Annotated in this window: 17 protein-coding genes and 1 other RNA gene; 11 read left to right on the top strand and 7 right to left on the bottom strand. The window is 72.3% G+C overall.

The window, feature by feature from the left end:
- The first annotated feature begins 13 nt into the window (after positions 1-13).
- From NUV38_RS01790 to NUV38_RS01775, 4 genes are read left to right on the top strand one after another with little or no spacing between them, the layout of a single operon-like run.
- A complete protein-coding gene (locus NUV38_RS01790) occupies positions 14-2,176 on the top strand; it encodes an ATP-dependent DNA helicase RecQ (protein WP_257727485.1) in 2,163 nt (720 codons plus the stop codon).
- A gap of 30 nt (positions 2,177-2,206) precedes the next feature.
- Complete coding sequence (locus NUV38_RS01785) at positions 2,207-3,352, top strand: Nif3-like dinuclear metal center hexameric protein (protein ID WP_257727484.1); 1,146 nt, start codon at positions 2,207-2,209, stop codon at positions 3,350-3,352.
- Positions 3,310-4,092, top strand: coding sequence for a zinc ribbon domain-containing protein (locus tag NUV38_RS01780; RefSeq protein WP_257727602.1), 783 nt, complete (start codon positions 3,310-3,312; stop codon positions 4,090-4,092). The genes NUV38_RS01785 and NUV38_RS01780 overlap by 43 nt, the downstream gene beginning before the upstream one ends.
- Entirely contained in the window at positions 4,089-5,282 is a 1,194-nt protein-coding gene (locus NUV38_RS01775) for a bifunctional RNase H/acid phosphatase (protein WP_257727483.1), read from the top strand. The genes NUV38_RS01780 and NUV38_RS01775 overlap by 4 nt, the downstream gene beginning before the upstream one ends.
- 40 nt (positions 5,283-5,322) lie before the next feature.
- Here NUV38_RS01775 and NUV38_RS01770 read toward each other — a convergent pair whose 3' ends face one another.
- From NUV38_RS01770 to NUV38_RS01760, 3 genes are all read right to left on the bottom strand, one after another.
- Positions 5,323-6,084: a YaaA family protein gene (locus NUV38_RS01770; protein WP_257727482.1), complete on the bottom strand. Its 762-nt coding sequence runs from the start codon at positions 6,082-6,084 to the stop codon at positions 5,323-5,325.
- 31 nt (positions 6,085-6,115) lie between these two features.
- Positions 6,116-6,691, bottom strand: a complete 576-nt coding sequence (locus tag NUV38_RS01765; RefSeq protein ID WP_257727481.1) for a TMEM165/GDT1 family protein — start codon at positions 6,689-6,691, stop codon at positions 6,116-6,118.
- Positions 6,692-6,886: 195 nt separating this feature from the next.
- A complete protein-coding gene (locus NUV38_RS01760; protein ID WP_257727480.1) occupies positions 6,887-7,291 on the bottom strand; it encodes an ACT domain-containing protein in 405 nt (134 codons plus the stop codon).
- A gap of 64 nt (positions 7,292-7,355) precedes the next feature.
- On the opposite strand from NUV38_RS01760, the gene rnpB reads away from it, so the two are divergent.
- Positions 7,356-7,753, top strand: an RNA gene (gene rnpB, locus NUV38_RS01755) — RNase P RNA component class A.
- A gap of 243 nt (positions 7,754-7,996) precedes the next feature.
- Here rnpB and map read toward each other — a convergent pair.
- A complete protein-coding gene (map, locus tag NUV38_RS01750; protein WP_257727479.1) occupies positions 7,997-8,845 on the bottom strand; it encodes a type I methionyl aminopeptidase in 849 nt (282 codons plus the stop codon).
- Between the two features lie 77 nt (positions 8,846-8,922).
- Between map and NUV38_RS01745 the strand changes: the two genes are divergently transcribed.
- On the top strand, positions 8,923-9,126 hold the full coding sequence (locus NUV38_RS01745; RefSeq protein ID WP_055965552.1) for a hypothetical protein: 204 nt from the start codon (positions 8,923-8,925) through the stop codon (positions 9,124-9,126).
- Positions 9,123-9,395, top strand: coding sequence for a hypothetical protein (locus tag NUV38_RS01740; protein WP_257727478.1), 273 nt, complete (start codon positions 9,123-9,125; stop codon positions 9,393-9,395). Before NUV38_RS01745 ends, NUV38_RS01740 begins: the two co-directional genes overlap by 4 nt.
- Before the next feature lie 27 nt (positions 9,396-9,422).
- Here NUV38_RS01740 and panB read toward each other — a convergent pair whose 3' ends face one another.
- Together panB and NUV38_RS01730 are read right to left on the bottom strand one after the other, a co-directional pair.
- Positions 9,423-10,349, bottom strand: coding sequence for a 3-methyl-2-oxobutanoate hydroxymethyltransferase (gene panB, locus NUV38_RS01735; protein WP_257727477.1), 927 nt, complete (start codon positions 10,347-10,349; stop codon positions 9,423-9,425).
- Between the two features lie 97 nt (positions 10,350-10,446).
- The gene (locus NUV38_RS01730) at positions 10,447-12,225 is read right to left on the bottom strand and encodes an NAD+ synthase (protein ID WP_257727476.1); all 1,779 of its coding nucleotides are present in this window, start codon (positions 12,223-12,225) and stop codon (positions 10,447-10,449) included.
- A gap of 37 nt (positions 12,226-12,262) precedes the next feature.
- Here NUV38_RS01730 and NUV38_RS01725 point away from each other — a divergent pair, with 37 nt between their 5' ends.
- From NUV38_RS01725 to NUV38_RS01710, 4 genes are all read left to right on the top strand, one after another.
- On the top strand, positions 12,263-12,673 hold the full coding sequence (locus tag NUV38_RS01725) for a YchJ family protein (RefSeq protein ID WP_257727475.1): 411 nt from the start codon (positions 12,263-12,265) through the stop codon (positions 12,671-12,673).
- Positions 12,674-12,727: 54 nt separating this feature from the next.
- Positions 12,728-14,065, top strand: a complete 1,338-nt coding sequence (locus NUV38_RS01720; protein WP_055965561.1) for a glutamine synthetase family protein — start codon at positions 12,728-12,730, stop codon at positions 14,063-14,065.
- Positions 14,066-14,983: 918 nt separating this feature from the next.
- Positions 14,984-17,914 (top strand): bifunctional [glutamine synthetase] adenylyltransferase/[glutamine synthetase]-adenylyl-L-tyrosine phosphorylase, encoded by a 2,931-nt coding sequence (locus NUV38_RS01715; protein WP_257727474.1) that lies wholly within the window; start codon positions 14,984-14,986, stop codon positions 17,912-17,914.
- Between the two features lie 5 nt (positions 17,915-17,919).
- Positions 17,920-19,119: a DUF3152 domain-containing protein gene (locus NUV38_RS01710; RefSeq protein ID WP_257727601.1), complete on the top strand. Its 1,200-nt coding sequence runs from the start codon at positions 17,920-17,922 to the stop codon at positions 19,117-19,119.
- Positions 19,120-19,125: 6 nt separating this feature from the next.
- Here the strand turns inward: NUV38_RS01710 and NUV38_RS01705 are convergent, their stop codons facing one another.
- Complete coding sequence (locus NUV38_RS01705) at positions 19,126-19,404, bottom strand: WhiB family transcriptional regulator (RefSeq protein WP_257727473.1); 279 nt, start codon at positions 19,402-19,404, stop codon at positions 19,126-19,128.
- Positions 19,405-19,492 lie beyond the last annotated feature (88 nt).

Here is a 19,492-nt window from a genome sequence, read left to right as displayed (position 1 = left end):
ACACGATGGGTCCATGACGGCCACCACCACGAGCGAGCACGCCCTCGACGCCCTGCGACGCCTCACCGGCCGCGACGACGCGCAGTTCCACGAGGGGCAGCTCGAGGCGGTCTCGGCCCTCGTCGACGACCACCGCCGTGCCCTCGTCGTCCAGCGCACCGGCTGGGGCAAGTCCGCGGTCTACTTCGTGGCCACGTCGTTGCTGAGGGCGCGCGGCACGGGCCCGACGCTCCTCGTCTCGCCGCTCATCGCCCTCATGCGCGACCAGGTCGCGGCGGCGGAGCGGGCCGGGGTCCGTGCGGTCTCCATCAGCTCGGCCAACGCGCACGAGTGGGACGACGTCCGGGCGCGGCTCGACGCCGACGACGTCGACGTGCTGCTCGTCTCTCCCGAGCGCCTGACCAACCCCCGCTTCCGCGACGAGCAGCTGCCCGAGCTGCGTCGGCGCATCGGTCTGATGGTGGTCGACGAGGCGCACTGCATCTCCGACTGGGGGCACGACTTCCGACCCGACTACCGCCGGCTCGCCGACCTCATCGAGTCGATGCCCGACGGGGTCCCGGTGCTGGCGACCACCGCCACCGCGAACGAGCGGGTCGTGACCGACGTCGAGGAGCAGCTCGGCGGGGGTGCCGGGCCGGGGGCGGCGGACAGCACCGGCGGGGGTGCCGGGCCGGGAGCGGCGAACAGCACCGTCCTGACGCTGCGCGGGTCGCTGGCCCGCACGAGCCTGCGGCTGGGCTGCCTCACGCTGCCCACGTCGCGCGAGCGACTGGGCTGGCTGGTCTCGCACCTGGCCGACCTGCCAGGCAGCGGCATCGTGTACACGCTCACGGTCTCGGCGGCCGAGGACCTCGCGCGCCTGCTCGCGGAGGCCGGTCACGCGGTGGCCGCGTACACCGGCCGCACCGATCCCGACGAGCGGATCCGCCTGGAGCAGGCGCTCAAGGACGACCAGCTCAAGGCGCTCGTGGCCACGAGCGCACTCGGCATGGGGTTCGACAAGCCCAACCTCGGCTTCGTCGTGCACCTGGGTGCGCCGTCCTCACCCGTGGCGTACTACCAGCAGGTGGGGCGCGCGGGCCGTGCCACCGAGTCCGCCGACGTGCTCCTGCTGCCCGGCACGGAGGACGCCGACATCTGGCGCTACTTCGCCACGGCCTCCATGCCCACGCAGGCCAAGGTCGACGCCGTGCTCGGGGCCCTGGGCACCACGCCGCTGTCGGTCGCGTCGCTCGAGGCTCAGGTCGACATCCGGCGCACGCCGCTCGAGCTGCTGCTCAAGGTGCTCGACGTCGACGGCGCGGTCCGGCGCGTGCAGGGCGGCTGGGTCAGCACGGGGGAGCCGTGGGTCTACGACGCGGAACGGTACGAGCGCATCGCCCAGGCGCGTGAGGCCGAGCAGGAGGCGATGCTGGAGTACCAGGCAGGTCGCACGTGCCGCATGGAGCTGCTCCAGCGTCAGCTCGACGACCCCACGGCCGCTCCCTGCGGCCGGTGCGACGTGTGCGTCGGGCCCTGGTATCCCACCGGCACGGACGGTGCCGCGGTGGAGCGGGCCACGCAGTCGCTCGACCGGGTGGGCGTGGCGGTCGACCCGCGCGCCCAGTGGCCGTCGGGCGTCGGGCGGCTGGGGGTCGACGTGTCCGGTCGCATCCCGCCCACCGAACGGCCCGAGACGGGCCGCGTGGTCGCAAGGCTGACCGACCTCGGCTGGGGTGGCACGCTGCGCGAGCTCTTCGCCACGGGCGCCCCCGACGTGCCCGTGCCCGAGCCGCTGCTGGGGGCGTGCGCGCGGGCGCTGCGCGACTGGCCGTGGGACCAGCGTCCCGTGGCGGTGGTCGCGCTTCCCTCGATGGCTCGGCCCACCCTCGTGGCCTCGGTGGCCGAGGGCCTGGCCCGACTCGGACGCCTTCCGCTGCTGCCTTCGCTCGAGGTCGCGCCCGGCGCGCCGGCCACCACCCAGGGCGGCAACAGCGCCTTCCGGCTGGCCGGGGTGTGGGGCCGGTTCGTCGTGCCCGACGCCCTCCGCGAGGCCCTGGCCGCGACGGACGGTCCGGTGCTCATGGTCGACGACCTCGTCGACAGCCGATGGACCGTCGCGGTCGCGTCCCGCGAGCTGCGTCGGGCCGGCGCCGACGCCGTCCTGCCGTTCGCCCTGGGCTCGGTGGGGTGACGCGCTCCCGCCACGTCCTAGGGTGGCGCCATGCCCTCGCTGCGTGACGTCGTCCGCGTGCTCGACGAGCTCTACGACCCCCGTTGGGCCGACGACTGGGACGCGGTCGGCACGGTCGTCGGCGACCCCGAGGCCGAGGTGGCCTCGGTCCTGGTCGCCGTCGACCCGGTCCAGGCCGTGGCCGACGAGGCCGTCGCCCTGGGAGCGGACCTGCTCCTGACGCACCACCCGCTGTACCTCAAGGGCGTCACGTCGGTGGCGGCCACCACGCCCAAGGGTCGCGTCGTGCACACGCTCGCCAGCCACGGCGTGGCGCTGCACACCTGTCACACCAACGCCGACTCCCCGCCCCTCGGGGTCTCGGAGTCGATGGCCCTCGCGCTGGGGCTGCGCGACGTGCGCCCCCTGGACGTCGACACCGATCCCGGCCTCGACGCCTGGGTCGTGCACGTCCCGCGCGGCGATGCCGACACCGTGGCGGCGGCCATGCACGCGGCCGGAGCGGGGCACGTGGGCGACTACGACTCGGCGGTCTTCCGATCCGAGGGCACCGGGTCCTTCCGGCCGCTCGACGGTGCACAGCCCGCGATCGGCGAGGTCGGCGCGCTCGAGCACGTCGACGAGGCACGCCTCGAGCTCGTCGCGCCTGCGGCTCTTCGTGAGGCCGTGCGGACGGCACTGCTGCAGGCGCACCCGTACGAGGAGGTCTCCTACCTCGTGCTGCCCACGGCCGCCGCTCCCTCCAGCCGGGGGAGCGGTCGCATCGGCAGGCTCGAGACGTCCATGACGCTGGCCGCGTTCGCGGACCACGTGGCTGCTGCGCTGCCCGCCCACCACGGCGCCACCCGCGTCGCCGGTGACCTCACGAGCGAGGTCACCACCGTGGCGCTGTGCGGCGGCTCGGGCGACTTCCTGCTGGGCACCGCCGACGCTGCGGGAGCCGACGTCTACGTCACCTCGGACCTGCGGCACCACCCGGTCAGCGAGCACCTCGAGCGTCCCGGTGCCTGCGGCGTGGTCGACGTGCCGCACTGGGCGGCCGAGTGGACCTGGCTGCCGGTGGTCGCCTCCGTGCTGCGCGAGCGCCTGGGCGATACGGTGGACGTCCATGTGTCCACGCTGGTGACCGACCCCTGGTCCCACACGCTGGCTCCCGCACCCAGGAGGACCCCCTGAAAGCCGAACCGTCCGCACAGCAGGCCCTGCTGGACCTCCAGGACACCGACTCCGCCCTCGCCCGGCTCCAGCACCGCCGTGGCTCGCTGCCCGAGCTCGCCCGCATCGAGGAGCTGACGGCCGAGGTCGCCGAGCTGCGCGGCCGCCAGGTCGAGGTCGAGACGACGGTCAGCGACCTCACGCGCGCCCAGAAGAAGGCCGACGCCGAGGTCGAGCAGGTCAAGACGCGCCGCACCCGCGACGAGGAGCGGCTCTCCTCCGGTGCGATCACCAACCCGAAGGACCTCGAGAACCTTCAGCACGAGCTCGGTGCCCTCGAGCGCCGCATCTCCACGCTCGAGGACGAGGAGCTCGAGATCATGGAGCAGCTCGAGATCGCCCAGGCCGAGCTTCGGGCGGTCACCGCCGACCACGACGCACTCGTCGCCGAGCTCACGCACGTCACCGCGGCCCGCGACGCCGCGGTCGAGGCCATCGACGCCGAGGTCGTCTCGGTGAACGAGGAGCGCGAGAGCGTGGCTCCGGGTGTCCCCGCCGACCTGCTCGCCCTGTACGACAAGGTTCGTCACCAGTACGGCGGGCTCGGTGCTGCAGCTCTGCGTGCGCGCCGCTGCGAGGGATGTCGCCTGGAGCTCAACGGCGCCGACCTGCGCGAGATCGCCGCCCAGCCCGAGGACGACGTGGTGCGCTGCCCCGAGTGCAGTCGCATCCTGGTGCGGACGGCCGAGTCCGGGCTGTGACCGCCGCCGTCGGGCGGGTCGTCGTCGAGGCCGACGGAGGGTCGCGGGGCAACCCGGGGCCCGCCTCCTACGGCGCGCTGGTGCGCGACGAGTCCACCGGCGACGTCCTCGCCACGCGCGGCGAGACCATCGGCACCGCCACCAACAACGTGGCCGAGTACCGCGGACTCATCGCCGGGCTCGAGCTCGCCGCCGAGCACGCTCCCGATGCCGATGTCGTCGTCCGCATGGACTCCAAGCTGGTCGTGGAGCAGATGGCGGGGCGCTGGAAGATCAAGCACGCGTCCATGAAGCCGCTGGCCGAGCAGGCCCGAGGGCTCGCCGACCGCGTCGTCGAGTGGACGTGGATCCCACGCGACCAGAACGCCGCCGCCGACGCCCTCGCCAACGAGGCGCTGGACGCCCAGGCGCGCACCGGCGAGCCCGCCGTCGTGGGCACGGCCGTCCAGCAGGAGACGACTCCGGTGGCGCCGGCCGACGACGTCACCGCACCGCTCGAGGCGCCCGCGCCGGCACCACTGGGTGGTACCGGCAAGGACACCAACCCGCTGCTCGGCTGGAGGGGCGACGTGCACGGCCGGCCCACGACGCTCGTGCTGCTCAGGCACGGCGTCACGGCCAACACCGTGCGCAAGCTCTTCTGCGGCCGCGGAGGCTCCGACCCCGGGCTCGTCGCCGAGGGAGAGGCTCAGGCCGCGCGCGCGGCGGCCTGGATCGCGCGCCACCACGACGTCGACGCCATCATCTCCTCGCCGCTGCGCCGCACCCGCGAGACGGCCGGCTTCGTCGCCCGCGAGACGGGCGTGCCGGTCGGGGTCGACGACGGTGTCGAGGAGGCCGCGTTCGGTGACTGGGACGGCCACAGCTTCGCCGAGATCATGGAGGACTGGCCCGACGAGCTGTCGACCTGGTTGTCGTCGACCGCGGTCGCCCCGCCGGGCGGGGAGTCCTTCGACGAGGTGCAGGAGCGGGTGCGGGAGGCGCGCGACCGGATCCTCGAGGCACACCCGGGTGAGACCGTCGTCGTCGTCAGCCACGTGACGCCCATCAAGCTCATGACGAGGCTCGCCCTGGACGGCCCGATGTCGATCATCCACCGCATGGAGCTGGCCCCGGCCAGCATCACGACCATCGCGTGGTGGCCCGACGGCACGCCGTCGTTGCGCGGGTTCTCGATCGTCCCGGAGTAGAGGGCCGCGCGTCGGCGGCAGGGCGTGGATGCGCGGAACGTCAGTGAGCGCCGGTGGTGACGACGTCGAGACGGGTCCCGTCCTGCTCGACCGTCCAGCCGAGGTCACGCCACGCCGTGGCCAGCTCGTCCACCGAGGCGGGCGAGGCGCCCTCGGTCAGCAGCGCGCGCACCAGCCGACCCTTCGTGGCCTTGTTGAAGTGGCTCACGACGCTGCGTCGGCCGTCCTGCTCGTGCAGCACCCGGACGGTGGCGGTGCGGGGAGCGAGGGCCGCGGACGGCTTGCCCAGGTTCACGTAGGCGCCCGAGCGCAGGTCGACGAGCAGCCCGTCGGCCACCTCGTCGTCGAGGACCTGCGGCAGCACCGGCCGCCAGCGACCGGCGACGGGGCCCAGGCGCGGCAGCGTGACCGTGCCGGACAGGCGGTAGGCGGGGATCGGGTCGCCGACCCGCACCAGGCCGAACAGAGCGCTCGCGACGGCCACGGTCCGCTCGGCCCGGGCGGTGGCGGCGTCGTCGAGGGTGGCGAGGTCGAGCTCGCCGAACAGCACGCCGGTGTACACCTCACCCGCCGGTGCGCACGGCACCTCGAAGAGTCGGGCGTCGGTCTCCACGGCGTCGGCCTGCGTGGGACCGAGCCCCAGCACCTCGGCGGCCCGTCGGGTGCCCGCGAGACGGACCAGGGCCCGCGACACCTGGTCGCGCACCTGCGTGAGGCGCGGGAACGACAACGCGGCCAGGTCCAGCACGGGTCCGTCGGGCGGTGCGGTCTTGCCCTCGGAGGGCGGCAGCACGATCAGCACCGGGCGAGCCTAGCGAGGGTGCGGACGGCGATCAGCGCACACCCTCGACGATGAGCAGGGCGCCGAAGATCGCGAACGCCACGGCGGCGCCGTAGCGGATCGCCCGCTCCGGCAGGTGCTTGCCGAGCACCGCGCCGACGCCGATCGCGAGCGCGTCGGCCGCCACCATGCCCACGGTGCTGCCGATCCAGACGCCGAACCAGTCCTCGCGCACGGCGAGGGTGATCGTGGCGAGCATCGTCTTGTCGCCCAGCTCGGCCAGGAAGAAGGCCAGGCCCACCGCCAGCAGGGCCGACCCCGTGGCCTTGCGCGCCTTGTCGGCCTCGCCCTCGGTGAGCTCGTCGCCCCGCAGCGTCCAGAGCGCGAATCCGAGGAACGCCACGCCGGCGGCGATCGCGATCCCGGACTGGTACTTCTCGAAGCTCGTGCCGATCCAGTAGCCGATGCCCACGGACGCGAGGTGGACGACCGCCGTCGCCGCCGTGATGCCGATGATGACGTCACGCGCCCGGTACCGGGTGGCGAACGTCATCGCCATCAGCTGGCTCTTGTCGCCGAGCTCGGCGACGAAGATGACAGCGGTACTGAGCCACAAGGCCTCGAACATGGAGAAGCTCCTCGTCCCCCAGGACGAGGAGCCATGATCGACGAGCCTCGACCCAGGATCGTCAACGATCAATGGGTCGAAAGTCTCGTCCGCCGAGACCGTCGCCGGTCTGGCCCGCTGCACCGGAGGCCGGACCCGAGGGAACGGCTTCAGTATGTCGACGCAGCGATTGGGGACTACTCCCTTTCGCAGACCTCAGCCTAGGGCATCCAGCACGCGGAGCGCATCGTGACGTCGGTCCCACGGAACCACGAGGTGGTCGTGGTGGAACCCGGCCACCACGTTGCACGCGATCTCGTCGTCGGCCATCGCCGCGGAGATCGTGGCCGTCAGGCCGACACCGTCGAGCGCGGAGACCACCGTCAGGGTGATCCAGGCGCCGACGAACTCGTACACCAGACCGTCCTCGTCGGCCTCCGTCTGCTCGACCACGACGGTGAGGCCCTCGGCCTCGCGCACCGCCGCGAGGGCGGTGGACGTGTCGAAGCCCTGCGACACGATCGCGTACACGACGGGCTCGGGATGGAGCCGAGGGCGCAGGTCACCGACCCCACCCTCGGTCCTCGCCACGGCATCGGACGGCATCTCCTCGACCTCCACGACGCCAGCGTAGGGACCGAAGGTTGCAACGACGTGACGGGCGAGCCCTAGACTGGCCCACGAACGAGGCGGCCGGGCGGCCGCGGCGGGCTCAGGCCCGTCGAGGAAAGTCCGGACTCCACCGAGCACGGTGGTGGCCAACAGCCACCCACGGTGACGTGCGGGACAGTGCCACAGAGAACAGACCGCCAACGGCCCCGGAACCCTCACGGGTGACGGGGTGCGGGCAAGGGTGAAACGGTGAGGTAAGAGCTCACCAGCGACGTCGGTGACGGCGTCGGCTCGGTAAACCCCACCGGGAGCAAGACCAAGAGGGCGCTCCGGCGCCTGCGCTGACGGGCTGCTCGTCCGATGTCAGCGGGTAGGTCGCTCGAGGCGCGCAGCGATGCGTGACCCAGATGGATGGTCGCCCCCCGGTCCTCGGACCGGGGACAGAATCCGGCTTACAGGCCGCCTCGTTCACTCTTCTGGTTCGCCGCCCACGGCCCGGCACCCCCGCCGGGGGTGCCGTCCTGCGTGGGTCTGGACGCTCGCTCGGGCCTCCGTGGCGCTGTGCTGGTTCGCCGTCCACGGCCCGGCACCCCCGCCGGGGGTGCCGTCCTGCGTGGGTCGGGACGCTTGCTCAGGTGTCCGGCGACCTCGGCACGGCTCGACCGTGTGCCACGCGGCCCCACGGCTCTCGACCGTGCGGGTCCGGAGGACGGGTCAGGGGAGGGTGAGGATCTCGGCGCCGTCGGGGGTGACGAGCAGGGTGTGCTCGAACTGGGCGGTCCGGGAGTGGTCCTGGGTGGTGGCGGTCCAGCCGTCGTCCCACAGGTCCCACTCGATCGAGCCGAGGGTCAGCATCGGCTCGATCGTGAAGGTCATCCCGACCTCGATGATCGTGTCGGCCGACGGCTCGTCGTAGTGCGGCACGATCAGCCCGTCGTGGAACGCCGGGCCCACGCCGTGGCCGGTGAAGTCACGCACGACGCCGTAGCCGAAGCGCGCGGCGTAGGCCTCGATGACCCGACCGATCACGTTGATCTGACGGCCCGGCTTGACCGCGCGGATCGCTCGGTGGGTGGCCTCGCGGGTGCGGTCCACGAGCAGGCGCGACTCCTCGTCGACGTCGCCGACGAGGTAGGTCTTGTTCGTGTCGCCGTGGACGCCGTCCACGTAGGCGGTGATGTCGATGTTGACGATGTCGCCGTCCTCCAGGGGACGGTCGTCGGGGATGCCGTGGCAGATGACCTCGTTCACGCTGCTGCACAGCGACTTCGGGTAGCCGCGGTAGCCCAGCGTCGACGGGTAGGCGTCGTGGGCGACGAGGAAGTCGTGGCCGACGCGGTCGAGCTCGTCGGTGGTCACGCCCGGTGCGATCGCCGCCTCCACCGCGTCGAGCGCCTGCGCCGCGATCCTGCCGGCGACCCGCATGCGCGCGATCGTGTCGGCATCGCGCACCGAGGACCCGCGGTAGGGCAGGGGAGCGGGCTGGCCGACGTACTCGGGCCGGTCGATGCGCGACGGGACGTGGCGGACGGGGGAGACGCGGCCGGCGACGAGGGGAGACACATCCCGATGCTACGAGGCCGCTCCGCCTCCGCCGATCGCGAGGGGCACCGGCACCGGGGGTGGGGCAGGATGGGTCCATGAGCGCCGAGGCCCCCGCATTCTTCTTCTGTCTCAAGCACCACACCGTCGAGGGTGAGGACGGCTGCAAGGCCGCCGACCGCCTGGGCCCCTACCCGACCGAGGCCGACGCTGCGCGTGCCCTCGACAAGGTCCAGGAGCGCAACGAGTCGTGGGACAACGACCCCGACTGGAACGACGACAAGCCCTCCGCCGACGCGTGAGCCGCACGAGCCTGCAGCTCGACCGCTCAGGTCCGTGGATCGGTGTCACCGGGCTGGTGGTGATGCTGTGGCTGGTGATCTCCACGGTGATCTACGCGCCGTGGTGGGGCGTGCTGCTGCACCTCGTCGTGCTGGCGTGCTTCGTCCCGGTGCTGCGTCGCACCATCGCGACCCGGCCCGCCCGCGCCACCTGGGTCCCGCTCTACGCCCTGGCGGCCTGGTTCGCCGTCAACGCCGTCGGCGTCTCGCTGTTCGACTGGCGCACCTGAGCCGGACCACGTCGGCCGGGCTCGCGGTCAGGAGTCGAAGGTGTGCTCCGGCCCCGGGAACGTGCCGCCCGCGACGTCGGCCGCGAACTCCTGGGCCGCGCCGAGGATGACCGAGTGCAGGTCGGCGTAGCGCTTCACGAAGCGCGGCGCCTTGCCCGTGCGCAGACCCAGCATGTCCTGCCAGACGAGCACCTGGGCGTCGCAGTCGGCACCGGCACCGATGCCGATCGTGGGGATGTGCAGCGTGCGGGTGATCTCGGCCGCGATGGGGGCGGGCACCATCTCCATGACGACGGACGAGGCACCGGCCTCCTGCACGGCGAGGGCGTCCTCCATCAGCTTCGCGGAGGCGTCGCCCCGGCCCTGCACCCGGTAGCCGCCGAGCGCGTGCTCGGACTGGGGGGTGAAGCCGATGTGCGCCATCACGGGGATCGCGCCCTTCGTGAGCAGCTCGATCTGCGGAGCCATCTCGGCCCCACCCTCGAGCTTCACCACGTGAGCCTGGCCCTCCTTCATGAACCGCACCGCCGTGTCGTACGCCTGCTCCGGCGAGCGCTGGTAGGACCCGAACGGCAGGTCGGCGACCACGAGGGCACGCCGGGCGGTGCGGGTGACGGCCTTCACGAGCGGCAGCAGCTCGTCGACGGTGACCGGCAGAGAGGACTCGTACCCGAACACGTTGTTGGCCGCGGAGTCGCCGATGAACAGCACCGGGATGCCGGCCTCGTCGAACGTGGCGGCGGTGTACTGGTCGTAGGTCGTGAGCATGACCCACTTGTGGCCCTGCTCCTTCCACTGCTGCAGGTGGTGCGTCCGCACGCGACGGATCGCCGGGTCGGTCGTCGGGCCGGACGAGGCGGCAGGGGGCCCGCTCGGTACGGGGGCACTCGTCGCGGCGCTGCCGTACGGAGCCGGCTCCTCGGCCGACGTCGGGGCAGGGGTGTGCTCGGTCATGGTGGGTCCCTCTCTTCTCGCAGCCCCTCGGTGGGGGTCCACGGACACGACCCATCCTGCCGCATCGACGCCGGTTGTCGCGTCGATGTGCGGGACGTCACGAGTCGAGGGACTCGCGCCACGCGTTGGTCATGGGCACGCGGCGGTCGCGGCCGAAGTTGCGGCGGCTGACCTTGGGTCCGGGCGGGTACTGGCGACGCTTGTACTCGGCCTTGTCCACGAGGGTGACCACCCGCTCCACGAGCGCGGCGTCGAAGCCCTCGGCGATCACGGCAGCCGAGCCGAGGTCGCGCTCCACGTAGGCGTCGAGCACGGCGTCGAGCAGCTCGTAGGGCGGCAGGGAGTCCGAGTCCAGCTGGCCCGGACGCAGCTCGGCCGACGGCGGCTTGCTGATGGTGCTCTCCGGGATCGGAGGCTGCTCCCCGCGCTCATCGGCCCACGCGTTGCGCCACCGCGCGACCTCCCACACCAGGGTCTTCGGGAGGTCCTTGATGGGGGCGTACGCACCCACCGCGTCGCCGTAGATCGTGGAGTAGCCGGTGGCCAGCTCGGACTTGTTGCCGCAGGCCAGCACGAGGTGCCCGTGCTGGTTCGACAGGCCCATCCAGACGACGGCGCGGATCCGCGCCTGCAGGTTCTCCTCGGCGATGCCGTCGAGCCGGGTCGTCGTCTGCCCCAACGTCGACTGGAACGCGTCGAAGATGGGCCCGATCGGCACGGTGTCGAGCTGCAGACCGGTGCGGCGCGCGAGCTCGGCGGCGTCGGTGCGGCTGTGCTCGGAGGACCAGTCGCTCGGGTTCGAGACGCCGAAGACGTTCTCGGCGCCCAGAGCGTCGACCGCGATCGCGCCGACGAGGGTGGAGTCGATGCCGCCGGACAGGCCGAGCAGCACCGACGAGGCGCCGTTCTTGCGCACGTAGTCGCGCAGGCCCAGCACGATCGCCCAGTAACGCTCGCCGAGGTCGTCCCACCTCTCGGCCACCACCGGCACCGCCGGCTCGTAGGCCGGCAGGGGGTCGGGGGAGATCACGGTGCGCTCGACCCGCAGGCCGTGGAAGCGCGTGCCGGGGTCCGGCATGGGAGCCGTGGCGGCGGGGAGGTCGAGGTCGACGACGAGCAGCTCCGGCTCGAACTGGGCGGCGCGTGCCACCAGCTCACCCGCGGCGTCGACGACGAGCGAGTCGCCGTCGAAGACCAGCTCGTCCTGCCCGCCGACGAGGTTCACGTACGCGAGCGCGCAGCTGCCCTCGCGGGCCCGACGGGCGCACAGGTCGAGCCGCACGTCGTCCTTCGCCGCCTCGTACGGAGAGCCGTTGAGCACCACGAGGAGTCCCGCCTCGGCGGCGTCGGCGGCCGCGGAGGGTCCGTCCTGCCAGATGTCCTCGCAGATCGCGATCGCGACGTCGACCCCGTGCACCTGCACGACCTGGGTCTCGTCACCGGGCACGAAGTGACGGAACTCGTCGAAGACGCCGTAGTTGGGGAGGTGGTGCTTGTCGTAGCGCGTCACGACCCGACCACCGGTCAGCACCGACGCGGAGTTCGTGGGCGCGTTCTTGGGCACCCCCAGCCGGTCGGTGTCGACGTGGTCCTTCGCGGTGTCGAGGTGCCCGACGACGACGACGAGGTCGCCGAGGCCCTCCTCGACGAGGCGCGCGGCGAGGGCGGGCACGCGGTCGCGCGTGCCCTCGATGAACGACAGCCGGTAGGCCATGTCCTCGACCGGGTAGCCGTTGAGGACCATCTCGGGCATCACGAGCAGGTGGGCCCCGGCCCTGGACGCGTCGTGCGCGGCCGCGACGACGAGCTCGACGTTGCCGTCGAGGTCCCCGACGCGGGGGTTGACCTGGGCGAGGGCGAGACGCAGCTGGGGCACACGGCCAGCCTAGGGCTCGACCGACCATGATGGAGCCATGGCCAGGACCTGCCCGTGCGGCACCGGCGACGCCTACGCGACGTGCTGCGGGCCGTTCCTCGCCGGTGGTGCGGCACCGACGGCCGAGCGGCTGATGCGGTCGCGCTACACCGCGTACGTGCTCGGCGACGGCGGCTACCTGCTGCGAACGTGGCACCCCACGACCCGGCCGGCGCGCATCGACCACGACCCGGCCCTCGTGTGGACCGGGCTGGAGGTGCTGCGCACCGAGGCTGGTGGGCCCGACGACTCCTTCGGTGTCGTCGAGTTCCGCGCGGCGTGGGGCGGGACCGATCGTGAGGCCGGGCTCGGCGTGCTCCACGAGGTCAGCCGCTTCGTGCGCGGCGACGAGGGATGGCAGTACGTCCGCGGACGGATGGTCGAGGGCACGTCGTCACCCGCCCCGTGAGGCGCGTCGGCCACGTAACATCGCCGTAACACGACCCGTGCGAGACTCAGCCCCATGGGTAAGCAGGAAGACTTCGTCCTCCGGGCGCTCGAGGAGCGCGACGTCCGCTTCGTGCGGCTCTGGTTCACCGACGTCCTCGGGTCGCTCAAGTCCGTCGCGATCGCTCCCGCCGAGCTCGAGGGTGCGTTCGCCGAGGGCATCGGCTTCGACGGGTCGGCCATCCAGGGCTTCGCCCGGGTGCACGAGGCCGACATGCTCCTGAAGCCCGATCCGTCGACGTTCCAGATCCTGCCGTGGCGGGGCGAGGCCCCCGCGACCGCGCGCATGTTCTGCGACATCGCGATGCCCGACGGCAGCGCGTCGTTCGCCGACCCGCGGCACGTGCTCAAGCGCACCCTGCACAAGGCGTCCGAGGCGGGCTTCACCTTCTACACGCACCCCGAGATCGAGTTCTACGTCTTCCGAGGCAAGCCCGACGTCGGCGGCAGGCCCGTGCCGGTCGACGACTCCGGGTACTTCGACCACACCGCCCAGGGCGGGGGACAGGACTTCCGTCGCGAGGTCATCACGATGCTCGAGAACATGGGCATCAGCGTCGAGTTCAGCCACCACGAGGGCGGGCCCGGCCAGCAGGAGATCGACCTGCGCTACGCCGACGCCCTCTCCACGGCCGACAACGTCATGACCTTCCGCACCGTCGTGCGCGAGGTGGCGCTCAGCCAGGGCAAGTGGGCCTCCTTCATGCCCAAGCCGTTCACGGACCACCCGGGCTCGGCGATGCACACGCACCTCTCGCTGTTCGAGGGTGACGAGAACGCCTTCTACGAGGCCGGCGCCGAGTACCAGCTCAGTGCCACGGGCCGCTCCTTCATCGCCGGGGTCCTGGAGCACACCCCCGAGATCACCGCCGTCACGAACCAGTGGGTCAACTCCTACAAGCGTCTGGCCAGCGGCTACGAGGCCCCCAACTACCTGAGCTGGGGCCACAACAACCGCTCCGCCCTCGTGCGGGTGCCGATGTACAAGCCGCACAAGAGCGGGTCCGCCCGCGTGGAGCACCGTGGCATCGACGCCGGCTGCAACCCCTACCTGACCTACGCGCTGGTGCTCGCCGCCGGGCTCAAGGGCATCGAGAACGGCTCGAGCCTGCCGCCCGAGACCGAGGACAACGTGTGGTCGCTGACCGACCGCGAGCGCAAGGCGATGGGCCTCACGCCCATGCCGCGCAACCTGGACGAGGCGATCCGCGAGATGGAGAACAGCGAGCTCGCGGCCGAGACCCTGGGCGAGCACGTCTTCGACTTCTTCCTGCGCAACAAGCGCCAGGAGTGGGAGGCCTACCGGTCCCAGGTCACCCAGTTCGAGATCGATCGCCTTCTGCCCGTGCTCTGAGGTCGGCGCTTCGCCGACGGGAGACGCGACCGCTGGCGGGGGCTTCGGCTCGCTGCTGCGCTGCTTGCGGGGGCTTCGGCTTGCTGCTGCGCTGCTTGCGGGGCTTCGGCTTGCTGCTGCGCTCCCTCGGCTCACGCCGGGGTCGGTCTCCGAGAGGGCCTCGACCGGGCAGCTCACGCCGGAGGCGGCCCGGGTTCTCGGGCTGTGGCGGGTGCTGGCCGGACGCACGATTCTTCCTTCGGGCGTGGGGACGCAGGATTCTGCGTTCACGTGCGGGGGACGCAGGATTCTGCGTTCGCGCGCTGAAGGTCCGATGCTTCTGCGTTCGTGACCGGATCCGGTCGTGAACGCAGCATCGTTCGGGCCTGCGCACGTGAACGCAGCATCGTGGCCGCCTGGCTGCGCGGGGTGGCAGGGATTCTTCCTTCTCGTGGACCGGTCCACGGAAAGGAAGAACCCTTGACCCTCTGCCCTCGTCATCGGTGGATCCTCAACCTCTGCAGGCCGTCTGCGGTGGAGGATCCACCGATGGCACGCACGAACGAAGAATCCTGCGCCGATCACGCGCAAAGGAAGAATCGTGCATGACCCGCAGCACCTGACCGGACCCCGCGACGCCGTACCAGCGCCCCTTCAGGCCCCCGATCGAGGCCCTTTCGGAGGCCACCCCCAGCGAAGATCGAGGCAGCGCGGCAGCACGTCCACGAGCACCACAAGCAGCGCAGCAGCAGGTCGAGATGAACTCCAGGCAGCGCAGCGGCGAGTCGCGACCCCCGCAGCCGACGCAGCAGCACGGCGAAGCGGACCGCAGCCGACGCAGCAGCCGGGCGAAGTGGACCGCAGGCAGCGCAGCAGCAGGCCCACGTCGTCCGCGGCCGGCGCAGCCGCGGGTCGCGTCACGTGCCGTAGCCTGCACCCGTGTCCACCGAGTCCCCGGAGCTGGCCCTCGCCCGACGCGGCTTCCTCGACGGTGCTGCGGCAGCCGCGCACCTGGCCCGCCTCGACGGCATCGACGACGCCCTGGTCGAGCAGGTGGCGGCCGTGGCCAGTCCCGACACCGCCCTCTCGTCCCTGGTCGCGATCGCCGAGGCGTGGGGCACCGACCGGCTGCTGACGACGCTGCGGGCCGACGACGAGCTGCGCCAGCGTCTGCTCATCGTGCTGGGCACGAGCGAGGCGCTCGGCGACTTCCTGGCCCGCCACCCCGAGCACGTCGAGGACCTCGGCGCCGACCGCCTGTCGCCCGTGCCCCTCGACCTCGCGACGATGCGGGAGCAGCTGGGCGAGGTGGCCGACGCCGACGAGCTGCGGGTCGCGTACCGACGCAAGCTGTTGCACGTCGCCGCCCGTGACCTCACCGCGCTCACCGGCTTCGAGGAGTCCGCCGGGGAGCTGGCCGACCTCGCGATCGCAACGCTGGGTGCGGCGCTGGACCTGGCGCGCCGGCAGGAGCCCGAGGCCGACAGCGTGCGACTGGCCGTGATCGCCATGGGCAAGACCGGCGGTCGCGAGCTCAACTACGTGAGCGACGTCGACGTGATCTTCGTCCACGAGCCCGCCGAGGGTGCGGACGAGCAGACCGCCTCCCGTGTGGCCGCACGGCTCGCGTCCACGATGATGCGGCTCTGCTCCGACCACACGCGCGAGGGCACCATCTGGGAGGTCGACGCCAACCTGCGGCCGGAGGGCAACCAGGGTCCCCTGAGCAGGACCCTGCGCAGCCACGTGGCGTACTACGACCGCTGGGCGTCCACGTGGGAGTTCCAGGCGCTGCTCAAGGCGCGGTTCGCCGCCGGCGACGCCGAGGTCGGGCAGGCCTACCTGGACGCGCTCTCGCCGAAGGTGTGGGAGGCGAGCACGCGCGAGAACTTCGTGCGCGAGGTGCGTGCCATGCGTACGCGCGTGATCGAGAACATCCCGTCCCAGCAGCGCGAGCGCCAGCTCAAGCTGGGCGCGGGCGGCCTGCGCGACGTCGAGTTCGCGGTGCAGCTGCTGCAGCTCGTGCACGGGCGGGGCGACGAGTCGCTGCGCAGCCCCACCACGTTGGAGGCGCTGCGCGAGCTGACCGAGGGCGGCTACGTGGGCCGGCGCGACGGTGCCGCCATGGAGGACGCCTACGAGTTCCTGCGCACCCTGGAGCACCGCATCCAGCTCTACCGGCTGCGGCGCAACCACGTCGTCCCGGACGACCTCGAGGACCTGCGCCGCCTCGGCCGGTCCATGGGCTACCGCCAGAACCCGGCCGAGGGCCTGGAGAAGGACTGGAACGCCCACAAGCGCCTCGTGCGGCGCCTGCACGAGAAGCTCTTCTACCAGCCGCTGCTGGAGGCGGTCACGTCGTTGCCGGACGAGGGGCTGCGGCTCACGCCGGAGGCCGCCCAGGCACGGCTCATGGCGCTGGGCTTCGTGGACCCCAAGGGCGCGCTCGGCCACATCCAGGCGCTCACGTCCGGGGTCTCGCGGCGGGCCGCCATCCAGCGGTCGCTGCTCCCGGCGATGCTGCAGTGGTTCGCCGAGTCGCCGTCCCCCGACGCCGGCCTGCTCACGTTCCGGCGGATCAGCGAGTCGCTGGGCGAGTCCCACTGGTACCTGCGCAAGCTGCGCGACGAGGGTGAGGGGGCCGAGCAGCTCGCCGCGGTCGTCGGCTCCAGCCGCTACGTGTCCGACCTCATCCAGCGGGCCCCGGACTCGGTCGCCCTGCTGGGCGACGACGACGAGCTCGTGCCGCGCGACGCCGAGCGTCTGCGCGCCGAGATGCAGCTGGCCGCCCGACGTCACACGACGCCGGAGCAGGCCATCAAGGCCGTGCGGCGGGTCCGTCGGCGCGAGCTCTCCCGCGTCGGGATCGCCGACGTGCTCGGCCGGCTCGATGTCGACGAGGTCGGCGTGGCGCTCTCCGGCATCGCCGAGGCCACCCTCGCGGCGGCGCTCACGGCCTGCATCGACGCCGTCACCCGGCAGCGCGAGAAGGCCGGCAAGGACCCGTTCCCCACGCGCATGGCCATCGTGCTGATGGGTCGGCTCGGGGGGCGGGAGTCCGGCTACGGCTCGGACGCCGACGTCATGTTCGTGCACGAGCCCCGACCCGGTGCCGACGACGGCGAGGCGGCGGCTGCGGCGACGGCGGTCGCGACCACGCTGCGCAAGGTCCTCTCGACCCCGGGGGACGACCCGCCGCTGGAGGTCGACGCCGACCTGAGGCCCGACGGTCGCAACGGACCGCTGGTGCGCTCGTACGCCGCCTACGTCTCCTACTACGAGAAGTACTCGGCCGTGTGGGAGGCGCAGGCGTTGCTGCGTGCGCGGGCGAGCGTCGGCGACCCCGACCTCTGCGAGCGGTTCACCGAGCTCGTCAACCCGCTGCGGTGGCCGGAGCAGGGCATGTCCGACGCCGAGGTCCGCGAGATCCGCCGCATCAAGGCGCGGGTGGAGTCGGAGCGGCTGCCCCGGGGCGCGAACCCCAAGACCCACCTCAAGCTCGGACGCGGCGGCATCGCCGACGTCGAGTGGACGGTGCAGCTGCTGCAGCTGCGGCACGCCCATGCCGTCCCGGGCCTGCGCACGACCTCGACGCTCGGCGCCCTGTCGGCGGCAGCCGAGGCGGGTCTGGTGTCGGCCGAGGACGCCGAGGTGCTGAGCCGCGCCTGGCAGCTGGTGAGCCGCCTGCGCAACGCCGTCGTCCTCATGCGCGCCAAGCCCGCCGAGTCGATGGTGGAGCAGTCCGACGAAAGGGCAGGCGTGGCGCACCTGCTGGGATACGGTCAGCAGCACAGTGAACGCATGATCGACGACTACCTGCGCGCCACCCGGCACGCACGGCAGGTCGTCGAACGGATCTTCTGGGAGTGACCACGATGCTGGGGACGGACGGGGGACCGGGAACCGACGCGGTCACGACCCGTGATCGGGCGACGTCGCGCCGCGGTGCGAGCCGGTCCGTCGTGGCCGCGCTGCTCCTCGCCCTCGTGGCCACGGTCCTCGGCGCGACGTCGGGGCCTGCGCAGGCCGACGAGGAGCCCGAGCCGCCGGTGGCGACCGCGGTCGTACCGGTCGAGCCGCCCGTGGTGACGGGCACGTCGCGCTACGGCTCGACCCTCACCGCGTCACCGGGCACCTGGAGCCCCACCGACGCCTCCATCGCGTACCAGTGGGTGCGCGACGGTGCCCCGATCGGCGGGGCGACCGCCGCCACCTACCGCCTGGGTGCCGCTGACCACGCGCGCAAGGTCTCGGTGCGGGTCACCGCCTCGAGCCCGGAGCTCGACGACGCCGTGGTCGCCAGTGCGCCGCGTACCGTCGAGCTGGCCCTGGTGGCGTCCCGGGGGCGGCCGACCCTGTCGGGAGTGCGCCGCTACGGCAAGACACTGTCCGCCTCGGCGGGCCGCTGGAACGTGAGCGGACTCAGGCTGCAGTACCGCTGGTACCGCGACGGGGCCAAGATCCCCGGTGCCACGCGGCGGACCTACACCATCCAGCCGGGCGACGTCGGTCACCGACTCTCCGCCCGCGTCACGGCGAGCAAGCGTTACCACACCACCACGCGGGTCTCGTCCTACACGACCGGCGTGATCGGTCACCGGCGCGACGTCCGCCGCACCATCACCTACTCGGTGCGGCGGAACGGCTCGAAGGCGAGCCTGTCCACGTTCCGCACCCAGGCCGCCCAGACGTTGGCGGACGCGCGTGGTTGGCGCGGTGGAGGCATCCGGTTCAAGGAGGTCTCGAAGGGCGGCTCGTTCACCCTCGTCCTCGCGAAGGCCTCCCGCGTGCCGTCGTACTCCTCGGGCTGCAGCGCCACGTACAGCTGCCGGGTGGGGCGCAACGTCATCATCAACGAGACGCGCTGGAACAAGGGCACGTCGGTGTGGTCGAAGGCCCGCCGCTCGATCCGCGACTACCGGCACATGGTGGTGAACCACGAGGTCGGGCACTTCCTCGGCAAGGGTCACGCGCGCTGCCCGGGGAAGGGGAAGGCGGCACCGGTCATGCAGCAGCAGTCGAAGGGCCTGCAGGGATGCAAGGCCAACCCCTGGCCGAAGACCAGCGAGCTCTGACCCGGCTCAGCCCGCCGCGCGCAGCAGGTGCTCGCGCTCGGTCTGGTTGAGCCCGCCCCAGACGCCGAACGGCTCGCGCACGGAGAGCGCGTGGTCGAGACACTCCTGGATCACCGGACAGGTCGCGCACAGCGCCTTCGCCGCGGCCTCGCGCCGACGTCGGCGCGGTCCACGTTCGGTCTCCGGCGGGAAGAACGTCTCCGTGTCCACGCCACGGCACGCTCCTGCGTGCTGCCACTCGTACGATTCCTGGATCGGATCCGGAAGTCGGCTGGTGCTCGCCACGATGCCCTCCTGACGCTGCGGGAGATTTCCCTCATCAGGGGTTCGGTGCCACCACCCAGGGGGATGGGTGGTTCGGGTGTGACGAAGT

It is taken from the genome of Aeromicrobium sp. 50.2.37 (assembly GCF_024655735.1).
In the GTDB taxonomy this organism is placed as follows: domain Bacteria; phylum Actinomycetota; class Actinomycetes; order Propionibacteriales; family Nocardioidaceae; genus Aeromicrobium.
Note: the sequence above shows the minus strand (reverse complement) of the source record. Positions and strands in the feature narration are given on the sequence as shown.